The sequence below is a fragment of the Sodalis sp. RH21 genome (assembly GCF_047324175.1).
In the GTDB taxonomy this organism is placed as follows: domain Bacteria; phylum Pseudomonadota; class Gammaproteobacteria; order Enterobacterales; family Enterobacteriaceae; genus Acerihabitans.
The window spans coordinates 4,037,273-4,056,092 of the sequence record NZ_CP178732.1 but is presented as its reverse complement, the minus strand read 5'-3'; the positions used below and the strand labels follow the sequence as shown (position 1 = coordinate 4,056,092).

General features: G+C 56.3%; 19 protein-coding genes. 10 read left to right on the top strand and 9 right to left on the bottom strand.

From position 1 onward, the window contains the following. Window positions 1–794: 794 nt before the first annotated feature. On the top strand, window positions 795–1,163 hold the full coding sequence (ybjM, locus tag ACL2XP_RS18685; RefSeq protein ID WP_413734540.1) for an inner membrane protein YbjM: 369 nt from the start codon (window positions 795–797) through the stop codon (window positions 1,161–1,163). An 82-nt stretch (window positions 1,164–1,245) separates the two neighbouring features. Here the strand turns inward: ybjM and ACL2XP_RS18680 are convergent, their stop codons facing one another. Next, complete coding sequence (locus ACL2XP_RS18680) at window positions 1,246–1,512, bottom strand: GrxA family glutaredoxin (RefSeq protein WP_413734539.1); 267 nt, start codon at window positions 1,510–1,512, stop codon at window positions 1,246–1,248. A gap of 248 nt (window positions 1,513–1,760) precedes the next feature. On the opposite strand from ACL2XP_RS18680, the gene rimK reads away from it, so the two are divergent. The 8 genes from rimK to rlmC all read left to right on the top strand — a co-directional run bounded on the left by rimK (window position 1,761) and on the right by rlmC (window position 9,656). Then, window positions 1,761–2,648 carry a 30S ribosomal protein S6--L-glutamate ligase gene (gene rimK / locus ACL2XP_RS18675; protein ID WP_413734537.1) on the top strand — a complete coding sequence of 296 codons (888 nt, stop codon included), beginning with the start codon at window positions 1,761–1,763 and terminating at the stop codon, window positions 2,646–2,648. Between the two features lie 311 nt (window positions 2,649–2,959). After that, window positions 2,960–3,436, top strand: coding sequence for a YbjN domain-containing protein (locus ACL2XP_RS18670; protein WP_413734535.1), 477 nt, complete (start codon window positions 2,960–2,962; stop codon window positions 3,434–3,436). 289 nt (window positions 3,437–3,725) lie between these two features. Beyond that, on the top strand, window positions 3,726–4,838 hold the full coding sequence (potF, locus tag ACL2XP_RS18665; protein WP_413734533.1) for a spermidine/putrescine ABC transporter substrate-binding protein PotF: 1,113 nt from the start codon (window positions 3,726–3,728) through the stop codon (window positions 4,836–4,838). A gap of 117 nt (window positions 4,839–4,955) precedes the next feature. After that, window positions 4,956–6,089, top strand: coding sequence for a putrescine ABC transporter ATP-binding subunit PotG (gene potG / locus ACL2XP_RS18660; protein WP_413734532.1), 1,134 nt, complete (start codon window positions 4,956–4,958; stop codon window positions 6,087–6,089). Between the two features lie 35 nt (window positions 6,090–6,124). Next, window positions 6,125–7,066, top strand: coding sequence for a putrescine ABC transporter permease PotH (gene potH / locus ACL2XP_RS18655; RefSeq protein WP_413739221.1), 942 nt, complete (start codon window positions 6,125–6,127; stop codon window positions 7,064–7,066). Continuing rightward, window positions 7,063–7,908, top strand: a complete 846-nt coding sequence (potI, locus tag ACL2XP_RS18650; protein ID WP_413734530.1) for a putrescine ABC transporter permease PotI — start codon at window positions 7,063–7,065, stop codon at window positions 7,906–7,908. Before potH ends, potI begins: the two co-directional genes overlap by 4 nt. A 64-nt stretch (window positions 7,909–7,972) precedes the next feature. Continuing rightward, window positions 7,973–8,461: a YbjO family protein gene (locus tag ACL2XP_RS18645; protein ID WP_413734528.1), complete on the top strand. Its 489-nt coding sequence runs from the start codon at window positions 7,973–7,975 to the stop codon at window positions 8,459–8,461. 55 nt (window positions 8,462–8,516) lie between these two features. Next, on the top strand, window positions 8,517–9,656 hold the full coding sequence (gene rlmC, locus ACL2XP_RS18640) for a 23S rRNA (uracil(747)-C(5))-methyltransferase RlmC (RefSeq protein ID WP_413734526.1): 1,140 nt from the start codon (window positions 8,517–8,519) through the stop codon (window positions 9,654–9,656). A gap of 10 nt (window positions 9,657–9,666) precedes the next feature. Here the strand turns inward: rlmC and artM are convergent, their stop codons facing one another. The 6 genes from artM to ACL2XP_RS18610 form a co-directional block, all read right to left on the bottom strand. Beyond that, window positions 9,667–10,335: an arginine ABC transporter permease ArtM gene (gene artM, locus ACL2XP_RS18635; RefSeq protein ID WP_413739220.1), complete on the bottom strand. Its 669-nt coding sequence runs from the start codon at window positions 10,333–10,335 to the stop codon at window positions 9,667–9,669. Beyond that, entirely contained in the window at window positions 10,335–11,051 is a 717-nt protein-coding gene (artQ, locus tag ACL2XP_RS18630) for an arginine ABC transporter permease ArtQ (protein ID WP_413734524.1), read from the bottom strand. The genes artM and artQ overlap by 1 nt, the downstream gene beginning before the upstream one ends. A gap of 9 nt (window positions 11,052–11,060) precedes the next feature. After that, window positions 11,061–11,792 (bottom strand): arginine ABC transporter substrate-binding protein, encoded by a 732-nt coding sequence (artJ, locus tag ACL2XP_RS18625; RefSeq protein ID WP_413734522.1) that lies wholly within the window; start codon window positions 11,790–11,792, stop codon window positions 11,061–11,063. A gap of 16 nt (window positions 11,793–11,808) precedes the next feature. Then, window positions 11,809–12,537 (bottom strand): arginine ABC transporter ATP-binding protein ArtP, encoded by a 729-nt coding sequence (artP, locus tag ACL2XP_RS18620; RefSeq protein ID WP_413734520.1) that lies wholly within the window; start codon window positions 12,535–12,537, stop codon window positions 11,809–11,811. 311 nt (window positions 12,538–12,848) lie between these two features. Continuing rightward, window positions 12,849–13,403, bottom strand: a complete 555-nt coding sequence (locus tag ACL2XP_RS18615) for a lipoprotein (protein ID WP_413734519.1) — start codon at window positions 13,401–13,403, stop codon at window positions 12,849–12,851. Window positions 13,404–13,612: 209 nt separating this feature from the next. Continuing rightward, window positions 13,613–14,809 (bottom strand): hypothetical protein, encoded by a 1,197-nt coding sequence (locus ACL2XP_RS18610; protein WP_413734517.1) that lies wholly within the window; start codon window positions 14,807–14,809, stop codon window positions 13,613–13,615. Window positions 14,810–15,053: 244 nt separating this feature from the next. On the opposite strand from ACL2XP_RS18610, the gene ACL2XP_RS18605 reads away from it, so the two are divergent. Beyond that, the gene (locus ACL2XP_RS18605; protein ID WP_413734515.1) at window positions 15,054–15,944 is read left to right on the top strand and encodes an N-acetylmuramoyl-L-alanine amidase; all 891 of its coding nucleotides are present in this window, start codon (window positions 15,054–15,056) and stop codon (window positions 15,942–15,944) included. On the opposite strand, the gene ltaE is transcribed toward ACL2XP_RS18605, so the two are convergent. Together ltaE and poxB are read right to left on the bottom strand one after the other, a co-directional pair. After that, window positions 15,906–16,958: a low-specificity L-threonine aldolase gene (gene ltaE / locus ACL2XP_RS18600; protein WP_413734513.1), complete on the bottom strand. Its 1,053-nt coding sequence runs from the start codon at window positions 16,956–16,958 to the stop codon at window positions 15,906–15,908. The two genes, ACL2XP_RS18605 and ltaE, sit on opposite strands and share 39 nt — an antisense overlap. Before the next feature lie 92 nt (window positions 16,959–17,050). After that, window positions 17,051–18,772, bottom strand: coding sequence for a ubiquinone-dependent pyruvate dehydrogenase (gene poxB / locus ACL2XP_RS18595; RefSeq protein ID WP_413734511.1), 1,722 nt, complete (start codon window positions 18,770–18,772; stop codon window positions 17,051–17,053). Between the last annotated feature and the right edge of the window lie 48 nt (window positions 18,773–18,820).

Here is an 18,820-nt window from a genome sequence, read left to right as displayed (position 1 = left end):
AAGTTCTGGATTGCGCTAAAAATTTTTATACATCGATCGCCATACCGCCGTGCGGATTCGGCGCCAGGGGACGTTTTACACTCGTTATCCCTATGCGGGCGGGGCGCCGGGTCCGTGGCGATCGGCTCGCCCCAGGCCGGCGACGGGGCGGTGTGCGTAGCAAACCTGGTTAGAGCGGCTTAATCAATGACTCTGCCTTATGTAATCAACGGCGGCCAATGTCAGTCATAATGAGAAAAAACTGATTTTTTAATTGCCTCTCTGCTGATTTGCAATTTAAATGGCCTGTTTTTTCCGGGTGAAAATTTTTTACGCCGCTAATGCCATTAGTGGGAAAAATAAAAAAAAACGCTAAAAACCCTGTTGAATGACCATGTTGAGTCGGTTTTAACGTTATTATCCATTTTCGGCGCCGTGATTATTAACCCATAATTAATAACAAAAATTCATCCATGTTTAACAAGTCAGCCACGTTAATATTCACGGATGATAACTTTATTGCTACTAGCAACTATTTGATAATTATAAGTTTGTCGGGTATATTTATCAGCATTCAATAGTGGTTTTATTCAATCTTGGCAGTGTGAAACAGCGCCAGGGATATCAGCTTCATTTGATTTTGGCCCATACGAGCGTTGCCGAAAATAGAGTCGATAAAAATAGCGCATTTCCGGCCGAGCTTTTTTTGTTAATGCCGATGATATCTTATGATTGCCTATTAGTGGCCTAAATATAGGGTAATTATAGGTTTTTTACTATGACGTTTTATCACGGTGCAATTATGGGAGGCGATAATGACGGTTTACCGACGCGGAGCGGGAATCATAAGTAGCGCTGTACTATTTGCGGTAGTGTTTGCCAGTCAGGAAAGCGGCTTTGCGGTAATGAACGCTCAAAATCATGGCGCTTCTCTGGGACTGCTGTTATTTCTTGTGCCCGGGGTCGTCGGCGGTTTGTTGTCCCAAGCCAATAAAATAGTTTTTCCGGTGCTGGGCGCTCTGCTTGCCTCGCCGTTATGCCTGGTGCTGTTTTCCGTAGCCCGCAGCGAGCCCCCCAGCCTATGGTATCAAATGACCTATTTATTAAGCGCGGTGTTTTGGTGCGCATGCGGTGCTCTGGGCTGGTATTTTATCGGCGTCATGTTCAAGCGGCCGGCGCACTGAAACATCGGCGAAAAGGGGAAGGGAGGCTTGGAACCGGGGGGGAGATAACCGGGCCAGCCGTGGCTGACCCGCGACGCAGGAATTATTGCTGGTACAAGCTCAGATTTTCCTGGGCATAAGCCTCAAAATCCGTACAGCCGCCGATATGCACCTGATCGACAAAAATCTGCGGCACGGTTTCGACGGGTTTGCCGACGGTTTTCGACAAATCAGCCTTGGATATGCCTTCCGCATGGATATCCACATAACGGTAAGAAAAGTCGTCCCGTTCCGCGGTCAGTTTTTCAGCCAGCTCTTTAGCGCGCACACAATAAGGACAGCCTGGACGTCCGAAAATGACAGCAAACATATACACTCCTTAACCTATGAAATGACAATCGAAACGAATCAATGGACTCTGTTACGCTTCTTGTTGCCTTTTACTATGCCTGTGACTTGCGTCAAAAAAAAGCAGAAATTACCTTTCAGTCCAATGCCCCTGGCCTATCTTGACCCGCCGCGGGGCAATACGTTCTTGCAACCCCCTAAACTTTGCTCGATCCCAAGCGGCGGCCGGATTATCATGGCTGCGATCATAACGACCAATCAGGATAAGGCGTGAAAATAGCTATTCTATCCCGGGACGGTTCACTTTTTTCATGCAAGCGACTACGGGACGCCGCTGAAACCCGCCGCCATAGCGTGGATATCATCGATCCGCTGTCTTGTTACATGAATATCAACTGTGACTCGCCCTCGATTCATTATCGGGGTAAGCGGCTGGCCCACTATGATGCGGTTATTCCACGCATTGGTACCGCCATTACGTTTTATGGCACCACGGTGCTGCGCCAGTTTGAAATGCTGGGCAGTTACCCGCTGAACGATTCCGTCGCCATCACCCGCGCCAGGGATAAACTGCATTCGCTGCAACTATTGGCCAGGGAAGGGATTGATTTGCCGGTAACGGGATTTGCCGATTCGCCTGATGACACCAATGACTTGATTACCATGGTGGGCGGGGCGCCGCTGGTGGTAAAACTGGTGGAAGGCACCCAGGGCATCGGCGTGGTGCTGGCGGAAACCGCGCAGGCCGCCAAAAGCGTGATCGACGCGTTTCGCGGGTTAAAAGCCCAATTCCTGGTGCAGGAATATATCCACGAGGCCAAAGGCTGCGATATTCGCTGCCTGGTGATTGGCAATCGCGTGGTGGCCGCGATTGAACGCCAGGCCCAGCCCGGCGATTTTCGCTCCAATCTGCATCGGGGAGGCTCGGCGCGCAAAATCACCATCACCGCCCAGGAGCGGGCGGTGGCCATCAAAGCGACGGCTACCCTCGGGCTGCACGTCGCCGGAGTGGATATTTTACGCGCGCAGCGTGGCCCGCTGGTCATGGAGGTTAACGCATCGCCGGGGCTGGAAGGGATCGAAACCGCCACGGGGATTGATATAGCCGGTTTGATGATTACCTATATTGAGCAAAACACATTACATAAAATTTCCTAAGCGCAGCGCGCCACCGGCGATTAGCCGGATAAATCGTTTTTTAACCGCGAGGATGCTCAAAAGGATTACATTTTCAGACTTTATCCGATGGGTAGAGCATTGGTAAGACCTTCCCGCGGCGGCTGGCCGGCTATCCATTACAAATCAACATGATGTTATTGCCTTTAGTCTCGCGGCGCGGGGGCAGTGGCACCTACGGCCTATCGAGGACAGGCAATAGGTGATAATTTACAGCGTTTGTCCATGGCGTCGTTCGTTATTATTCCGTAAGCTATGCCCCGTTTCACATTTGACATTAGAGGTTGGCCTTTATGGATTCACTTGTTGTCCCGGATCTGGACATCCTTAGACGCTGGTTGGAAAAACTCAGTCTTTCATTCTTTGAGTGTGACTCCTGCCAGGCGTTGCATCTGCCGCATATGCAAAATTTTGACGGCATTTTTGATGCGAAAATCGATCTGGTTGACAACGTCATCCTGTTTTCCGCCCTGGCGGAAGTGCGTCCCACCGCACTGATTGCATTGGTGGGGGACTTGAGCCAGATCAATGCCAGTTCGCTGACCGTGAAGGCGTTTATAGATATCCAGGATGATAATTTACCCAAGCTGGTGGCCTGCCAGGCGCTGAGCATCGAGGTAGGGGTTACCTTCGGCCAGTTCAAGCATTTTATGCAGCAGTCGGAAGAACAGCTATCCATGCTGATTCTGGAAGCCCGCGCCAATGATTTGCTGTTTATTGACGAGGAGCCGCACGCCGAACCAAAACATATCTTGCCCGTGATCCACTAATGCGGCGCCACCGCGTATGGCGGCGTCCGCCCATTCCCTCCCTATGCCCTCTTTTATGCTGTCATTTTGCATGTTCGAGCGGAGATCCTGTGTCTTTTACGCACTGAATACCAGATTTGATAGACATTTAGTGAATAAATAATCGATTAAAGCCATTTTTTTTTCCGATCGCTGGCGTAGCACTTGCGCTGCGGTTATGCTTGCGTTGCTGTGCTTTATTCATGCATTGCATATCGTTAGCGATATGCATAAATATTTTTTATTGACTGGGATTTGGAGGAAGCAACGGATGTTCACCCAACGTAAAAACTGGCTGTCGGGTGTAGTCGCCGGCTTGCTAATGGCCGCGTCCGTCTCCGCCATCGGCGCGGAGCAAAAAACGCTGCATGTCTATAACTGGTCGGATTATATCGCACCCAATACGGTGCCGGATTTTGAAAAACAAACCGGCATCAAAGTCGTCTACGATGTGTTTGATTCCAATGAAGTATTGGAAGGCAAGCTCATGGCCGGCAGTACCGGTTTTGACGTAGTGGTGCCTTCAGCCAGTTTCCTTGAGCGCCAATTGGCCGCCGGGGTATTCCAGCCGCTGGATAAAAGCAAGCTGCCCAATTATAAAAATCTCGACCCGGAACTGCTGAAACTTATCAGCCAGCACGATCCCGACAATAAATACGCCATTCCTTATATGTGGGCCACCACCGGGATTGCGTATAACGTTGATAAAGTCAAAGCGATATTGGGCAACGACGCCCCGGTCAATAGCTGGGATTTGGTGTTGAAACCGGAAAATCTGGCCAAGCTGAAAAGCTGCGGCGTTTCTTTCCTTGACGCGCCGGCGGAAATCTTCGCCACCGTGCTCAATTACCTGGGGAAAGATCCCAACAGCGCCAATGCCGACGATTATACCGGGCCGGCGACCGATCTGCTGTTGAAACTGCGCCCCAGCATCCGTTACTTCCATTCCTCGCAATATATTAACGATTTGGCCAACGGCGATATCTGCGTGGCCATCGGCTGGGCCGGCGACGTCATGCAGGCGGCCAATCGCGCCAAGGAAGCCAAAAACGGCGTGAATATCGCCTACAGTATCCCGAAAGAGGGCGCCCTGGCGTTTTTCGACGTGCTGGCCATTCCCGCCGATGCCAAAAACCTCGACGAGGCCTATCAGTTTATCAATTATCTGATGGACCCGCAGGTCATCGCCCAGGTGAGTAACCAGATCTTCTACGCCAACGGCAATAAGGCCGCCACGCCGCTGGTCAGCGAAGAGGTGCGCAACAACCCCGGTATTTATCCGCCGGCCGATGTCCGCGCCAAAATGTTTACCCTTAAAGTCCAGCCGCCGAAAATCGACCGGGTGATCACCCGTGCCTGGACCAAAGTAAAAAGCGGCAAATAACATTCCAGACAGGTTAAACTTATCCTAACCGGCAGGCGGTTTTATACCGCCTGTTATGCTATTTCAGCGACGGCGGTTGCGGCAGCGCCGCTGCTTTTGTTCCGGAGAGTGATGTTAGTGAACGATGCAACACCCCGCCCACAGCCTAAAAGCCAGAAAATGGTTACGCCATTGCTGGAGATCCGCAATTTGACCAAATCGTTCGACGGCCAATCGGCGGTCGATGATGTCAGCCTGACGATCTATAAAGGGGAAATGTTCGCGCTGCTGGGCGCGTCCGGCTGCGGCAAATCCACGCTGCTGCGCATGCTGGCGGGGTTTGAACAGCCGACCCATGGCCAAATCGTGCTCGATGGCCAGGATTTATCCCATATGCCGCCGTACCAGCGGCCGATCAATATGATGTTCCAGTCCTATGCGCTGTTCCCCCATATGACGGTGGAGCAAAATATCGCCTTTGGCTTAAAGCAGGATAAGTTGCCGCGCGCCGAGATTAAACAGCGCGTGGAAGAGATGCTGGCCATGGTGCATATGCAGGAATTCGCGGCCCGCAAACCCCATCAGCTGTCCGGCGGCCAGCGCCAGCGGGTGGCGCTGGCGCGCAGCCTGGCCAAACGGCCCAAGCTGCTATTGCTCGATGAACCCATGGGGGCGCTGGATAAAAAGCTGCGTGATCGTATGCAGCTTGAAGTGGTGGATATTCTCGAACGAGTGGGCGTCACCTGTGTGATGGTTACCCACGATCAGGAAGAGGCCATGACCATGGCCGGGCGTATCGCCATCATGAATCGCGGTAAATTTGTGCAAATCGGCGAACCGGAAGAGATCTATGAACACCCCAACAGCCGGTTCAGCGCCGAGTTTATCGGCTCGGTGAATATCTTCGACGGTTTGCTCAAAGAGCGCCAGGACGATGCGCTGATTATTCAAAGCCCCAGCCTGGTGCATCCGCTCCAGGTGAACTCCGATGTGTCGGTGGTGGACGGCGTGCCGGTGCATGTGGCGCTGCGCCCGGAAAAAATCATGTTATGCGATGACGTCCCCCCCGATGGTTATAACTTTGCCGTCGGCGAAGTGGTGAATATCGCTTATCTCGGCGACCTGTCCATTTACCATGTGCTGCTGCAAAGCGGCCAGACTATCAGCGCGCAGTTGCAAAATGCGCATCGTTATCGTAAAGGTTCGCCCACCTGGGGGGATGAAGTGCGTCTCTGCTGGGATGCGGACAGTTGCGTCGTGTTGACGGTTTAGGGCGGAGGACGACCATGTCTGTAGTGGATGAAAAAATGCCCCCCGAGCCCGTGGCCGACCGGGTGAAAACCCCGCGTTGGCTGACCCGGCTGCAAATGCGCCACGGCCGCAAGGCGGTGATTTTCCTGCCGTACCTGTGGCTGCTGCTGCTGTTTATGCTGCCGTTCCTGATTGTGTTTAAAATCAGCCTGGCGGAGATGGCCCGGGCGATCCCGCCTTATACCGATCTGGTGAGCTGGATGGATGGCAAGCTGGATATTTCGCTTAATCTGGCCAACTTTTCGCAATTGCTCGACGATCCGCTGTATATCGAGGCCTATTTGCAGTCATTGCAGGTGGCGGCGGTGTCGACGTTTTTCTGCCTGCTGATCGGTTACCCCATGGCCTGGGCGGTGGCGCACAGTAAACCTTCGACCCGCAATATCCTGCTACTGCTGGTAATCTTGCCGTCGTGGACGTCGTTTCTGATTCGCGTCTATGCCTGGATGGGCATTTTGAAAAATAACGGCGTATTGAATAATTTTTTAATGTGGCTGGGGGTTATCGATCGGCCGCTGGTAATTCTGCATACCAACCTGGCGGTGTATATCGGCGTGGTCTATGCCTATTTGCCGTTTATGATCCTGCCGATTTACACCGCGCTGACCCGCTTGGATTATTCGCTGGTGGAAGCGTCGCTGGATCTGGGCGCGCGGCCGCTCAAGACCTTTTTCAAGGTGATAATGCCCCTCACCAAGGGGGGCATTATCGCCGGTTCGATGCTGGTGTTTATCCCGGCGGTGGGGGAGTACGTGATTCCCGAACTGCTCGGCGGCCCGGACAGCATTATGATTGGCCGGATTTTATGGCAGGAATTCTTTAATAATCGCGATTGGCCGGTGGCCTCGGCGGTGGCGGTGATTATGCTATTGCTGCTGATCGTGCCGATTATGTGGTTTCACAAACATCAGAATAAAACCCTGGGGGATCGGGCATGAACACATTACCGGTAGTGCGCTCTCCCTGGCGGATCGCGATCCTGGTATCGGGATTCACCTTTTTATATGCGCCGATGCTGATGCTGGTGATTTATTCGTTCAACAGTTCAAAGCTGGTGACGGTTTGGGCCGGCTGGTCGACCCGCTGGTACGGCGTATTGATTCACGACGATGCCATGCTCAGCGCCGTATCATTGAGCCTGACCCTGGCGGCGGCGACCGCGACCATGGCGGTGATCCTCGGTACGCTGGCGGCGGTGGTGATTGTGCGGTTTGGCCGTTTTCGCGGTTCGGACGGTTTTGCGTTTATGCTTACCGCGCCGCTGGTGATGCCCGATGTGATCACCGGCCTGTCGCTGCTGCTGCTGTTCGTGGCCATGGGGCATGCTATCGGCTGGCCCGCGGAACGGGGCATGTTTACCATTTGGCTGGCGCACGTGACGTTCTGTACGGCCTATGTGGCGGTCGTGGTGAATTCGCGGCTGCGCGAGCTGGATGAATCCATAGAAGAGGCGGCGCTGGATCTCGGCGCCACGCCGATCAAAGTGTTTTTTATCATCACGCTGCCGATGATTGCGCCGGCGATTGTCTCCGGCTGGCTGCTGGCGTTTACCCTGTCGCTGGATGATTTGGTGATTGCCAGTTTTGTCGCCGGCCCGGGCGCCACCACCTTGCCGATGCTGGTGTTCTCAAGCGTCAGAATGGGCGTTAATCCGGAAATCAACGCCCTGGCCACCATTATTCTTGGCGTGGTGGGGATGATCGGACTGATTGCCTGGTGGTTTATGGCCCGCGCGGAAAAACAGCGCCAAAGGGATCGACAGCGCGCCGCACGTGGCTGATTCTCCCGGGAGCTGCTAGTCTTACTCCTTAGGTTAGTACGGCGTTCAGGCAGGGAGAGAGACAATGTCGGAAATACTCAGGAGCAGCCGCAGCATGGTCAGGGAGCGCGTACCGCTTGACGCACCGGTGGCGGTAATGATTGCCGGTACGGCCATTATCGCCACCCGCTGCGTGGGCGTGCTGATGTTGACCAATAATCTGGGCGTGGCCGGGTTGCAAAGCTTTATCGACACCAGCAGCCGATCGTGGGATTTAACCGTGTTGTTCCTGGCCAGCCTGGCGATACTGTTTATCGAGCTGCGCTGCGGTTTTGCGGTGATGCGCGGTTATTCCTGGGCGCGCTGGTGCTACGCCGGCTGCCAGCTGCTCGGGGCCGGTTATCTGTTTCTGGCTACCTGGAATGGCTTTTATCCAGAGATGTTCGCCTTGTCCGGCGACAGCGCCGGCGAGATTATCAGCCAAGTGCTGCTGCACAAATCCCCCGATATGGTGGTGTTGGCGCTGTTATTTTTTCCTCTCGCCAGCCGGCGGTTTTTTATGCGCGGCCGATGATTTCCACCCGCCACCGATGGTACAATGCGCGCCCGTTTAGCTGGCCTTGATACTTATGCATTGCGAATTATTTAGCGCGGATCGCTGCCGCTCCTGCGAATGGCTGGATAAGCCTTATCCGCAACAACTGGTGGATAAACAGGCCGCTATCGCCGCCTTGCTGTCCGCCAGTCCCGTGGGGCGCTGGCTTGCGCCGGTCGCTTGCGCCCAGGCGGCTTTTCGCAATAAAGCCAAGATGGTCGTGAGCGGCAGCGTCGAACGCCCGATCCTTGGCATCATGGCCCGCGACGGCGAGCCGGTGGATTTATGCGGCTGCCCGCTTTACCCCGCCGGCTTCGCGCCGGTATTTGCCCAGCTTAAAACGTTTATCGCCCGCGCCGGCCTGACGCCTTACCACGTGGCGCGGCGGCGGGGCGAGTTAAAATTCCTGTTGCTGACCGCCAGCGAATACGACGGCGCCATGATGCTGCGCTTCGTCCTGCGTTCCGAAACCAAGCTGGCGCAGCTGCGCGCCGCGCTGCCCTGGCTGCAGATGCAGCTTCCCCAGCTCAAAGTCATATCGGTAAATATCCAGCCGGTGCCGATGGCGATCCTGGAAGGGGAAACGGAAATCATTCTGACCGGGCAAAGCGCCCTGGAAGAACGGCTCAATGACGTGCCGCTGTTTATCCGTCCGCGCGGTTTTTTCCAAACCAATCCCGCCGTAGCCGCCCGGCTGTATGCCACCGCCCGGGACTGGGTGGGCGCTCTGCCTATCGCCAGCCTGTGGGATCTGTTTTGCGGGGTGGGGGGGTTTGGTTTGCATTGCGCCAGCGGCGATATCCGGCTGACCGGCATTGAAATCAGCGCCGAGGCCATCGCCAGCGCGCGGCAGTCGGCACAGCTGCTGGGGTTGCGCCACGTGGCGTTTCAGGCGCTGGATTCCACCGATTTCGCGCAGCAGCGTACGGAGGTGCCGGATCTGGTGCTGGTGAATCCGCCGCGTCGCGGGATCGGCCAGGCGCTATGCGACTATCTCAATGAGATGGCGCCGCCCTATATCCTGTATTCGAGCTGCCAGGGAGAGAGCCTGGCCAGGGATTTGCTGGCCCTGCCGCGCTATGGCATCGTCAAGGCGCAGCTATTTGATATGTTCCCGCACACCGCCCACTATGAAACGCTGGTGCTGCTTCAACGCGGCGGCGCCGCCGCTTAAGCGCGACCCGTTAATTGCGGCGTTCGAAGCGCAGCGCCCGGGACTCCACCAGCCGCATCAGCAGGGTCAAGACGCCGTTGACGCACAGGTAGATAATGCCGGCGGCGCCAAACACCATGACATCGTAGGTCCTGCCGTACAGCAACTGCCCGTGGCCCATAATATCCATCAGGGTGATGGTGTAGGCGAGCGACGTGCTTTTAAATACCAGCACTACTTCATTGGAATAAGACGACAGGGCGCGTTTAATGGCGAACGGCATCAATATGCGCAGCGATTGCAATTTGGACATGCCCAGGGCGGCGCAGGCCTGCCACTGGCCGGACGGGATGGCGCGCATGGCCCCGGTAAACAACAGGGTGCTATAGGCGGCGCTGTTAAGGGCCAGGGCCACCATGGCGCATAACCAAGGCTGCGACACCAGTTGCCATAACCAGGGAATGGCGCGCAGGCCGGCAAATTGTCCCGGCCCGTAATAAATCAAAAAGATCTGGACCAGCAGCGGGGTGCCGGTGAACAGCGTGATGTAAATTTTGATTATCGGCGTCAGAATGGGCGTCTTCAGGCTGATGATCAGGGTAAACAGCAGCGCCAGCAGCAGCGCGATAACGATGGCGCTCAGCGTCAGCGTCAGGCTGGTGGGCAAGCCTTGCATTAATTGCGGCAGGTAGGCCAGCATCACGATGCCCTCGTTTCAAAGCGGGTCGAACGACGCTCGAACGCGCGCAGAATAACCTGGCTGAGCAGGGTGATCGCCAGATAAACCGCCGCCGCAATCAAATACCAGGTAAACGGCTGCTGGGTAAAACTGACGATACTCTTGGTTTGCAGCATCAAATCGTTAACGCTAATCAGCGACACCAGGGCGGTGTCCTTCAACAGCACCAACCACTGGTTACCCAGGCCTGGCAAAGCATGACGCCACATCTGCGGCATAATCAGCCGGAAAAAAATGGCGCTTTTTTTCAATCCCAACGCCTGCCCGGATTCCCATTGGCCCTGGGGAATGGCCTTCAGGGCGCCGCGCAGGGTTTGCGAGGCGTAGGCGGCGTACAGCAATGCCAGGGCAATCACGCCGCACACAAACGGGCTGAGGTTGATATTATCGGTGGGCAGCCGTACCGGAATGTGCAGCAGATACAGATTCAGCGTAAAGCCGTCCGCCAGCGATACCAGCAACTGCGAGGCGCCAAAATAGATGAACAGCACCACCAGAATTTCCGGCAGGCCGCGCAGCAGCATAACCACGCCGGTGCCCAGCAGGCCCAGCCATTTCCAGCGGGCGGATTCCCAGGCGGCGAAACACATCGCCAGGATAAGCCCGACCACCAGCGCGCAAAGCGCCAGCCCGACGGTGGTGCCGGCGGCGCTGGCTATTGGTTGAAGTTCAGTCATGTACGGGGATTACTGCTTGAACCATTTCTGGTAAATAGTCTGGTAAGTACCGTCTTGTTTCACTTTATCCAGGGCGGCATTGAATTTATCCACCTGCGCGGTATTGTTCAGCCGCATAGCGATGCCCAGGCCGGTGCCGAAATAGGCCTTATCGGTGATTTTATCCCCGACGGTTGCCAGATCGGCATCCTTTTTCAGCCATTCATTCACCACCGCGCTGTCACCGAATACGGCATCCAAACGGCCGTTTTTCAGATCCAGGATGGCGTTCTGGTAGCTGTCATAAGGAACCGCGGTGATTTCCGGATGTTTGTCCATCAGGAATTTTTGGTGCGTGGTGCCATTTTGCATGCCGACGCGTTTATCTTTCAGCGCCGCTAAATCGGCAAATTTGTCTTTTTGCGCGATAAAAATGGCGGAGTTTTCATAATAGGGCTGGGTGAACGCGACCTGCTGCAAGCGTTCCGGGGTGATATCCATGCCGGAAATCACCGCGTCGAAACGACGGAATTTCAGGCTGGGAATCAAGCTGTCAAAGGCCTGGTTGGTAAAAGTGCACTGCGCCTGCATCTCTTTGCATAACGCGTTGGCCAAATCGATATCGAAGCCTTGGATTTTATTATTGGCATCGACGAATTCGAACGGAGGGTAAGAGGCTTCGGTAGCGAAACGAATGGTTTCGGCTGCGCCGGCTGAAGCCGCAACCCCGGCCAGCACTGCGGCAATAATTAATTTTTTCATTTTTTTTCCAAAAAATTTAATGCGACAAGTAGTGAGCAAACGCCTCGGTGCGGGGCTGGGCGAAATGCGTGGCATCGCCCTGTTCCACAATGTGGCCGTTTTCCATATACACAATGCGACTGGCAGTCTTACGCGCTACCTCAACTTCATGCGTCACAATCACTTGGGTAATACCGGTTTGCGCCAGTTCACGAATAATACTGACGATTTGCGCGGTGATTTCCGGGTCCAGCGCCGCGGTTGGTTCGTCGAACAGCAGCACCTGCGGTTCCATCATCAGGGCGCGGGCTATGGCTACCCGTTGCTGCTGTCCGCCGGACAAATGCAACGGAAAACGATCGGCAAAATCGGTCAGGCGCAAACGCTCCAGCAGTTTATCCGCACGGGCGTTGGCCTGGGAACGGGACAAGGCCAGCACCCGGCACGGCGCCTCGATCAAATTCTGGCGTACGGTTAAATGCGGCCACAGATTATATTGCTGGAATACCATGCCGACATTTTGCCGCAGCTCCCGGATGGCTTTCTCGCCCGGGGTCTGTTTAAAGTCAAAGTGATTGCCCGCAATCGCCAATTGACCGGCGCGGGGCATCTCCAACAGGTTGAGCACCCGCAGTAGCGAACTTTTGCCCGCGCCGCTGGGGCCGAGCAATACCAGCGTTTCTCCCGCCGGGCAGTCAAGGGTGATATCAAATAGCGCTTGATAAGCACCATAAAAACAGTCGATGCGGTTTAGTTGAATACTCATGCGAAGAAACTGAATAGCCATTGAGGCGGCAGATGTTAACGTCGACAGCCGGTCGATGCAATCTGTCGTGATTAAAATTTACATTTAGGAGGGTAATAATATCACGAACAGCACAAAACGTCATTCCCCGGCGTTTTGCCATGCGTCCGTGCTCCATAATCCGGCTTACCCGCTATGTTGCCCATATTGGCCAACCCCCGCCAAGGGGCCTGGCTCAGGCAAGCCCCCTTGGCTCCAATCGCGCGCGTTTACGCACGGCGACGCCACAGGCCATGGGCGCGTAATGCCCGCCGGACCGATGCCGGCGGGGATTATCTCACTTCCAGGGTTTGGCGCAGGGTCCCCGCCGGGGCATGGGAGAATGCGCCCAGATAGCGCACGTCATCCAGCACCCAGCAGGTGCCTTCGCGCACCATCAGCACCTCGTCCTGCCATTGCACCGTCTGGCCGCCGCCGGCCTGGGCGCGGGACAGATCCACGCGTAGCGGGATGTTTTTGGCGTCGGTATTCAAAATGCGCGAAGCGCTATGCACCCTGGCGGCGGTGGGGCCGTCGGCCTGGCTGCTGAAGATATCCCCGGCCGGCAGTTTCGCCAATTTATCCCGGCCCTGGCGATCGACGGCCAGCGCCTGGTAAAGCCGTTCGCTGAGATAGGGACGATATTGCGTCAATTGCCCGGCGTCAGGTTTGCCCTGGGCATGCCGATCGATTCGCAGATCGTAGAATTTCTGGGCAACCGCATCCGGGCCGCCGCCAACGCAAGGGCCGTTGCGCGTGCCGGTATCTTTAAACGCCGGATCGACGGATGTGGTGCAGGCAGTAAGCGCCAGCGCCAGCGGCAGGAGGACAAAAAGCGTTTTTTTCATTGTTTACCTTTATGATTTTATTTTAGCGGTGAGTCACACCCCTAGAGTATAGTTAAAAATCAGGGAGTTGTGCGGCGGCGGCACATATGGCTAAAGCGCGGTTCAGGGACGGGCGGGCGGCGGCGTACGCCGGGCCGGAAGACGGTACGCCAGCGCGCGGTTGCTACTGCCGCGCGCCCGGGCTGCCCGGCCCGGATATAAGCCATCGTTCAAAACGAGCACGACTGGGATTTGCGGCCGCGGGGCGGCCTGACCGGCGCGGCGCCGGGGTTATTGACCTCGCCGAGTGATTTGCGGCCGCGGGGCGGCCTGACCGGCGCGGCGTCGGGGTTATTGACCTTGCCGAGTGATTTGCGGCCGCGGGGCGGCCTGGCGGGTATCGCATCCCCATCGGAATGCTGCCGGGGCGATATGTCCGCATCTCCCGGCTGGTCGAGCAACTGCTGCTTAACGGCCTGCAAATAGTCATAGGTATGACGGCGAATCGCCTCCGGCGAGAGCTGGTCTTTAAACATAAACCGATACGCCCAGTCGCTCACCGCCGACAGATGCGGATAGTCTATACGCCGATCCCGTTGGCACAAATAACCAAAAGCCGTTTGGTAAATACTCGGATTGGCCAATTGTTCGGGATGGGCTACCGGGCCAAATAAATTGCCGATGTAGGGTTGCGAGGCGATGAGCGCATCTATTAATTCCCGCTTGCCGGGCATATTTTTTACCAAGGATTCTTTTGCCTGGCAATATAGGTTGATAATGTCTGGTTCCTGGAGTAATTGATCGACGCCCTGATTCATTAATTTGCCGATATAGGTAATGATTTCTTGGTAGGCCCATATTTCCCGGAGCTGCCTATCTTCGGGCAGGCGGTCAACTAAAAGTTTCAGCACGGCTAAAGCATCATATACGACCTCGCTAATCAGATTTTCTGCCTGCGGGTTGCCTGTCGGCTCGATTTGAGTCATTGCCGCGCCGCCGCCCTGCGCGAATCGAGGCGTTTTCGGCCCGACAGGGCTATGCGTGCCGGTCGGCGCTGCATTGTCCTTGCCGCTTTTGGTATAAAGCAGGTGATGTGGGGGGTGCCATGCCGATAACCATCCGCCAATAATATTGCCCACCGTTTTGCATTGTTTGACCAAGCGGGTCATGACGTTTTTTATCGAGGCGCCGACGACCTCGATAGCGGGCATGGATATAAACGATAACGGCGCTTTATTAATCTTCTTTGGCGCAGAATCAATATTATTGCGGTTTTTTTCGCCATCGCTAATCAGGCTGTCAATAGTATTTTTCGCGCTGCTTAGTTTTGCCGAAAAAGCGCATTGCGATTCAACCTGTACCGCCGTTGATGGGGTGGCGGCCATATTTATAAAACAATAGGGAACTGTCAGTCCAATTACTGGCATGATGAATTTGCCTGATAACTATAAAAAGATATTATCATGTAACTTTATTAAGCAAAGCTTCAACGAGATTTGATCAAACGAAGCAAGATGAGTATTAATTAGGCAAATAACAAACCTTTGCCGCCAAGCGGTTAAATCTTCAACGCCAAAGTCCGGCATTGTGCGGCGGGCGGGTTATAGGCACAATGGGCAGCCATAAGGGTCAGTCATTACTGATGGTAATAATAGCGGGTCGGATGGAACCATGAACTGCCTCAGGCGAGTTTCTCGAACGACAGGCGTTGCGGCAATCGCCGAATATTGGCTTATCGGACTGCTTATTCTAGCCTCGGCGGGCTGCCGGCAGTCCGTTATCGCGCCGCAAACGGCAACGGCCTACCGGATTGACGGCTCCCGCCAGGCTATTGGCGCCGATGAACGGGTACAGGTTTTGGTGATTCATTATACCGCCGAGGATTTTGCCGGTTCGCTTTCCACGCTCACCGCCGAGCAGGTGAGCGCGCATTACCTGATCCCGGCGGTAACGCGGGATAACCACGGCATGCCCACCGCGCTGCGCCTGGTGGATGAATCCCGCCGCGCCTGGCACGCCGGCGAAAGCTATTGGCGCGGGCGCGACCATCTCAACGATACCTCGATCGGCATTGAAATCGAAAACGGCGGATACCGCCGCACGCTGACCGGCTATCGCGCCGCTCCCTATCCGCCCGACCAGATAGCGCTGACGATCGCGCTGAGCCGGGACATTATACGGCGTTACCATATTGCCCCGGGCAATGTGGTAGGCCATAGCGATATTGCCTGGCGGCGTAAACAGGACCCCGGCCCGCTGTTTCCCTGGCGGCAGCTGGCGGCGGCCGGCGTGGGCATCTGGCCCTCACAGCAGCGGGTAAGCTATTACCTGGGACGGCGGGACCCGAAAGCGCCGGTGGCGATGGGTGGCATCATAGATCGGCTGGGCCGCTACGGCTATGACGTTTCGATGCAGTTGCCCGCGCAGTGGCGGCAAAAGGCGGTGGCGGCGTTCCAGATGCATTTCAGACCGGGGGATTTCCGCGGCCTGCCGGACGCGGAAACCGAGGCCATACTTGATGCGTTATTGGAAATAGACGCCGGTCAGGGGGGCGCCCGTTAACTCGGACTGATGTTGCAAAAATTCACGCCAGCAGCGCACGACCTTCTCCAGATCGCCGCGACTGACGTTGAGGTGGGTCGCCAGCCGGGTCACCGCGCCGGACGCAATGATAATATCATTCTGCCGCATCCAGGGGCCCAGCTTGGCGGCCAGTTCCACCGGCTGGCGGACAAACAGCATATTGGTTTGCGCCCCCGGCGCTGCGATCTCCACGCCCAGGGCGGACAATTGCTGCTCCAGCCAGGCGGCATTGTCATGATCTTCGCGCAGCCGCTGCACGTTATGTTCCAGCGCATACCGTCCCGCCGCCGCCAAAATGCCTGATTGACGCATCCCGCCGCCGACCATTTTGCGCCAGCGTTTGGCCTGCCGGATATACTCTTCGCTGCCGCACAGCAGCGACCCCACCGGCGCCCCCAGCCCTTTCGACAGGCAGATGGTCAAGGTATCGCAGTATTGGGTAATCTCGCTGAGCGGAATATCCAGGGCCACCGCCGCGTTGAATATCCGGGCGCCGTCGATATGCAGCGCCAGGCCGCGCTCGCGGCTAAATTGCCAGGCCTGGCGCAGATATTCCTGCGGCAGCACTTTGCCGTTATGGGTATTTTCCAGGCTTAACAGCCGGGTGCGGGCGAAATGAAAATCGTCCGGTTTTATGGCGGCGGCCACCTTATCCAGGGGGAGGGTGCCGTCGGCATCCGCTTCAATCGGCTGGGGCTGGATGCTGCCGAGCACCGCCGCGCCGCCGGCCTCGAAGCGGTAGTTATGCGCCTGCTGGCCGACGATATATTCTTCGCCGCGCTGGCAGTGGGTCAGCAGTCCCACCAGGTTGGCCTGGGTGCCGCTGGGGAAAAACAGCGCCGCTGGTTTGGCGCTGAGACGGGCGCCGTCGGCTTCCAGCGCCGCCACGGTCGGATCATCGCCATATACATCGTCGCCAACCTCGGCCTGCGCCATTAATCGCCGCATTTCGCCGCTTGGCAGGGTAACGGTATCACTGCGTAAATCTATCATGCCTACTCCATTACGTTATTTGTCCGGCTACCGCCCATGACGATACCGCCCGGCCGGGATCTCGCCATCGATCCCCTGGGCGATATCACGCTTTAACGCAGCCAGTTGGTTTTTGCCAATTCTACCACTTCATCGCCGCGCCCGTTAATAATGGCGCGCAGCATATACAGACTGAATCCTTTGGCTTGTTCAAATTTAATTTGCGGCGGCATGGCCAGCTCTTCTTTCGCCGTAATGACGTCCACCACCACCGGTCCGTCGGTGGCGAAGGCCTCTTCCAGCGCGGCGTTGAGATCGGCGGATTTTTCCACGCGAATCCCTTTGATGCCGGCGGCTTGGGCTATCGCGGCGAAATCCGGGTTTTTGAGTTCGGTCCCGTCGGTCAGATAGCCGCCTGCCTTCATTTCCATCGCCACGAAGCCCAATACGCTGTTATTAAAAATGACAATCTTAACCGGCAATTTCATCTGCGCCATGGACAGGAAATCGCCCATCAGCATGGCAAAACCGCCGTCGCCGCATAACGCCACTACCTGGCGATCGGGGTAGGCCGCCTGGGCGCCCAGGGCCTGCGGCATGGCGTTGGCCATGGAACCATGGTTGAACGAGCCGATCAGGCGGCGTTTGCCATTCATTTCCAGATAGCGGGCCGCCCATACGGTCGGGGTGCCTACATCACAGGTAAAAATGGCGTCCGGCGCGGCCAGGCGGCTAATCTGCTGGGCCACATACTGCGGATGAATGGGTTTGTTGGGGCTCGGCTGCGCCAGGGCGTCGAGATCGCGGCGCGTCTCATGATAATGTTCCAGCGCCTGGTCGAGATGATGACGGCCGGTTTTTTCTTTCAGGCGCGGCAGCAGCACCGCCAGGGTGGATTTAATATCGCCCACCAGCGCCATGTTAACCGGGCAATGGGCGCCCAGACTGCCCGGATCGATATCGATTTGGACGATTTTGGCATCGGTGGGATAAAATGCGCGATAGGGAAAGCGGGTGCCCAACAGCACCAGCGTGTCGGCGTTCATCATGGCGTGGTAGCCGGAAGAGAAACCGATCAGGCCGGTCATGCCCACATCATAGGGGTTATCCCATTCCAGATGCTCCTTGCCGCGCAGGGCATGCACCACCGGCGCTTTGAGCAGCCCGGCCAGCTGCACCACTTCGTCATGGGCCTGGGCGCAGCCGCAGCCGCACATCAGGGTAATATTTTCCGCCTGGTTGAGAACGTCGGCCAGTTTTTCCAGTTCCGTTACCGAGGGAATGACCAGGGGTGGCTGCGGCGTATACCATACCGGTTGGGCGTCAACCGGTGCCGGTTTCAGCGCCACGTCGCCGGGCAATACGATAACCGAGACGCCGCGGTTAAGAATGGCCTTGCGCATGGCAATGCCCAGCACCTGGGGCAATTGTTCCGGATTGGATACCAGCTCGCAGTAGTGGCTGCACTCGCGAAACAGTTCTTCCGGGTGGGTTTCCTGAAAATAACCGCTGCCGATTTCACTGGAGGGGATATGGGCGGCGATGGCCAGCACAGGCACCCGATTGCGATGGCAGTCATATAATCCATTGATCAAATGCAGGTTGCCGGGACCGCAGGAGCCGGCGCATACCGCCAGCTGGCCGGTGACGTGGGCCTCCGCGCCGGCGGCAAACGCGGCCACCTCTTCGTGGCGGGTACCCATCCATTTAATGGTGCCCATACGGTTGAGGCTGTCGCTTAATCCGTTAAGCGAGTCGCCGGTGACGCCCCAGATACGCTTGACGCCGGCCTGCTCCAGGGTCCTGGCAACCATTGATGCAACGGTTTGTTTCATCGCTTTCCCCTTAAAATTGGCTAAACCATGGCAAAAAATTTCCATGCC

Excerpts from the sequence above, each read along its gene's own strand:
- artP (WP_413734520.1), bottom strand. The coding sequence starts at position 12,537 with ATGAGTATTCAACTAAACCGCATCGACTGTTTTTATGGTGCTTATCAA.
- artJ (WP_413734522.1), bottom strand. The coding sequence starts at position 11,792 with ATGAAAAAATTAATTATTGCCGCAGTGCTGGCCGGGGTTGCGGCTTCA.
- ACL2XP_RS18680 (WP_413734539.1), bottom strand. The coding sequence starts at position 1,512 with ATGTTTGCTGTCATTTTCGGACGTCCAGGCTGTCCTTATTGTGTGCGC.
- potI (WP_413734530.1), top strand. The coding sequence starts at position 7,063 with ATGAACACATTACCGGTAGTGCGCTCTCCCTGGCGGATCGCGATCCTG.
- rlmC (WP_413734526.1), top strand. The coding sequence starts at position 8,517 with ATGCATTGCGAATTATTTAGCGCGGATCGCTGCCGCTCCTGCGAATGG.
- ACL2XP_RS18645 (WP_413734528.1), top strand. The coding sequence starts at position 7,973 with ATGTCGGAAATACTCAGGAGCAGCCGCAGCATGGTCAGGGAGCGCGTA.
- ACL2XP_RS18670 (WP_413734535.1), top strand. The coding sequence starts at position 2,960 with ATGGATTCACTTGTTGTCCCGGATCTGGACATCCTTAGACGCTGGTTG.
- ACL2XP_RS18615 (WP_413734519.1), bottom strand. The coding sequence starts at position 13,403 with ATGAAAAAAACGCTTTTTGTCCTCCTGCCGCTGGCGCTGGCGCTTACT.
- ACL2XP_RS18610 (WP_413734517.1), bottom strand. The coding sequence starts at position 14,809 with ATGCCAGTAATTGGACTGACAGTTCCCTATTGTTTTATAAATATGGCC.
- ACL2XP_RS18605 (WP_413734515.1), top strand. The coding sequence starts at position 15,054 with ATGAACTGCCTCAGGCGAGTTTCTCGAACGACAGGCGTTGCGGCAATC.
- potF (WP_413734533.1), top strand. The coding sequence starts at position 3,726 with ATGTTCACCCAACGTAAAAACTGGCTGTCGGGTGTAGTCGCCGGCTTG.
- artQ (WP_413734524.1), bottom strand. The coding sequence starts at position 11,051 with ATGACTGAACTTCAACCAATAGCCAGCGCCGCCGGCACCACCGTCGGG.
- ybjM (WP_413734540.1), top strand. The coding sequence starts at position 795 with ATGACGGTTTACCGACGCGGAGCGGGAATCATAAGTAGCGCTGTACTA.
- potH (WP_413739221.1), top strand. The coding sequence starts at position 6,125 with ATGCCCCCCGAGCCCGTGGCCGACCGGGTGAAAACCCCGCGTTGGCTG.
- ltaE (WP_413734513.1), bottom strand. The coding sequence starts at position 16,958 with ATGATAGATTTACGCAGTGATACCGTTACCCTGCCAAGCGGCGAAATG.
- poxB (WP_413734511.1), bottom strand. The coding sequence starts at position 18,772 with ATGAAACAAACCGTTGCATCAATGGTTGCCAGGACCCTGGAGCAGGCC.
- artM (WP_413739220.1), bottom strand. The coding sequence starts at position 10,335 with ATGCTGGCCTACCTGCCGCAATTAATGCAAGGCTTGCCCACCAGCCTG.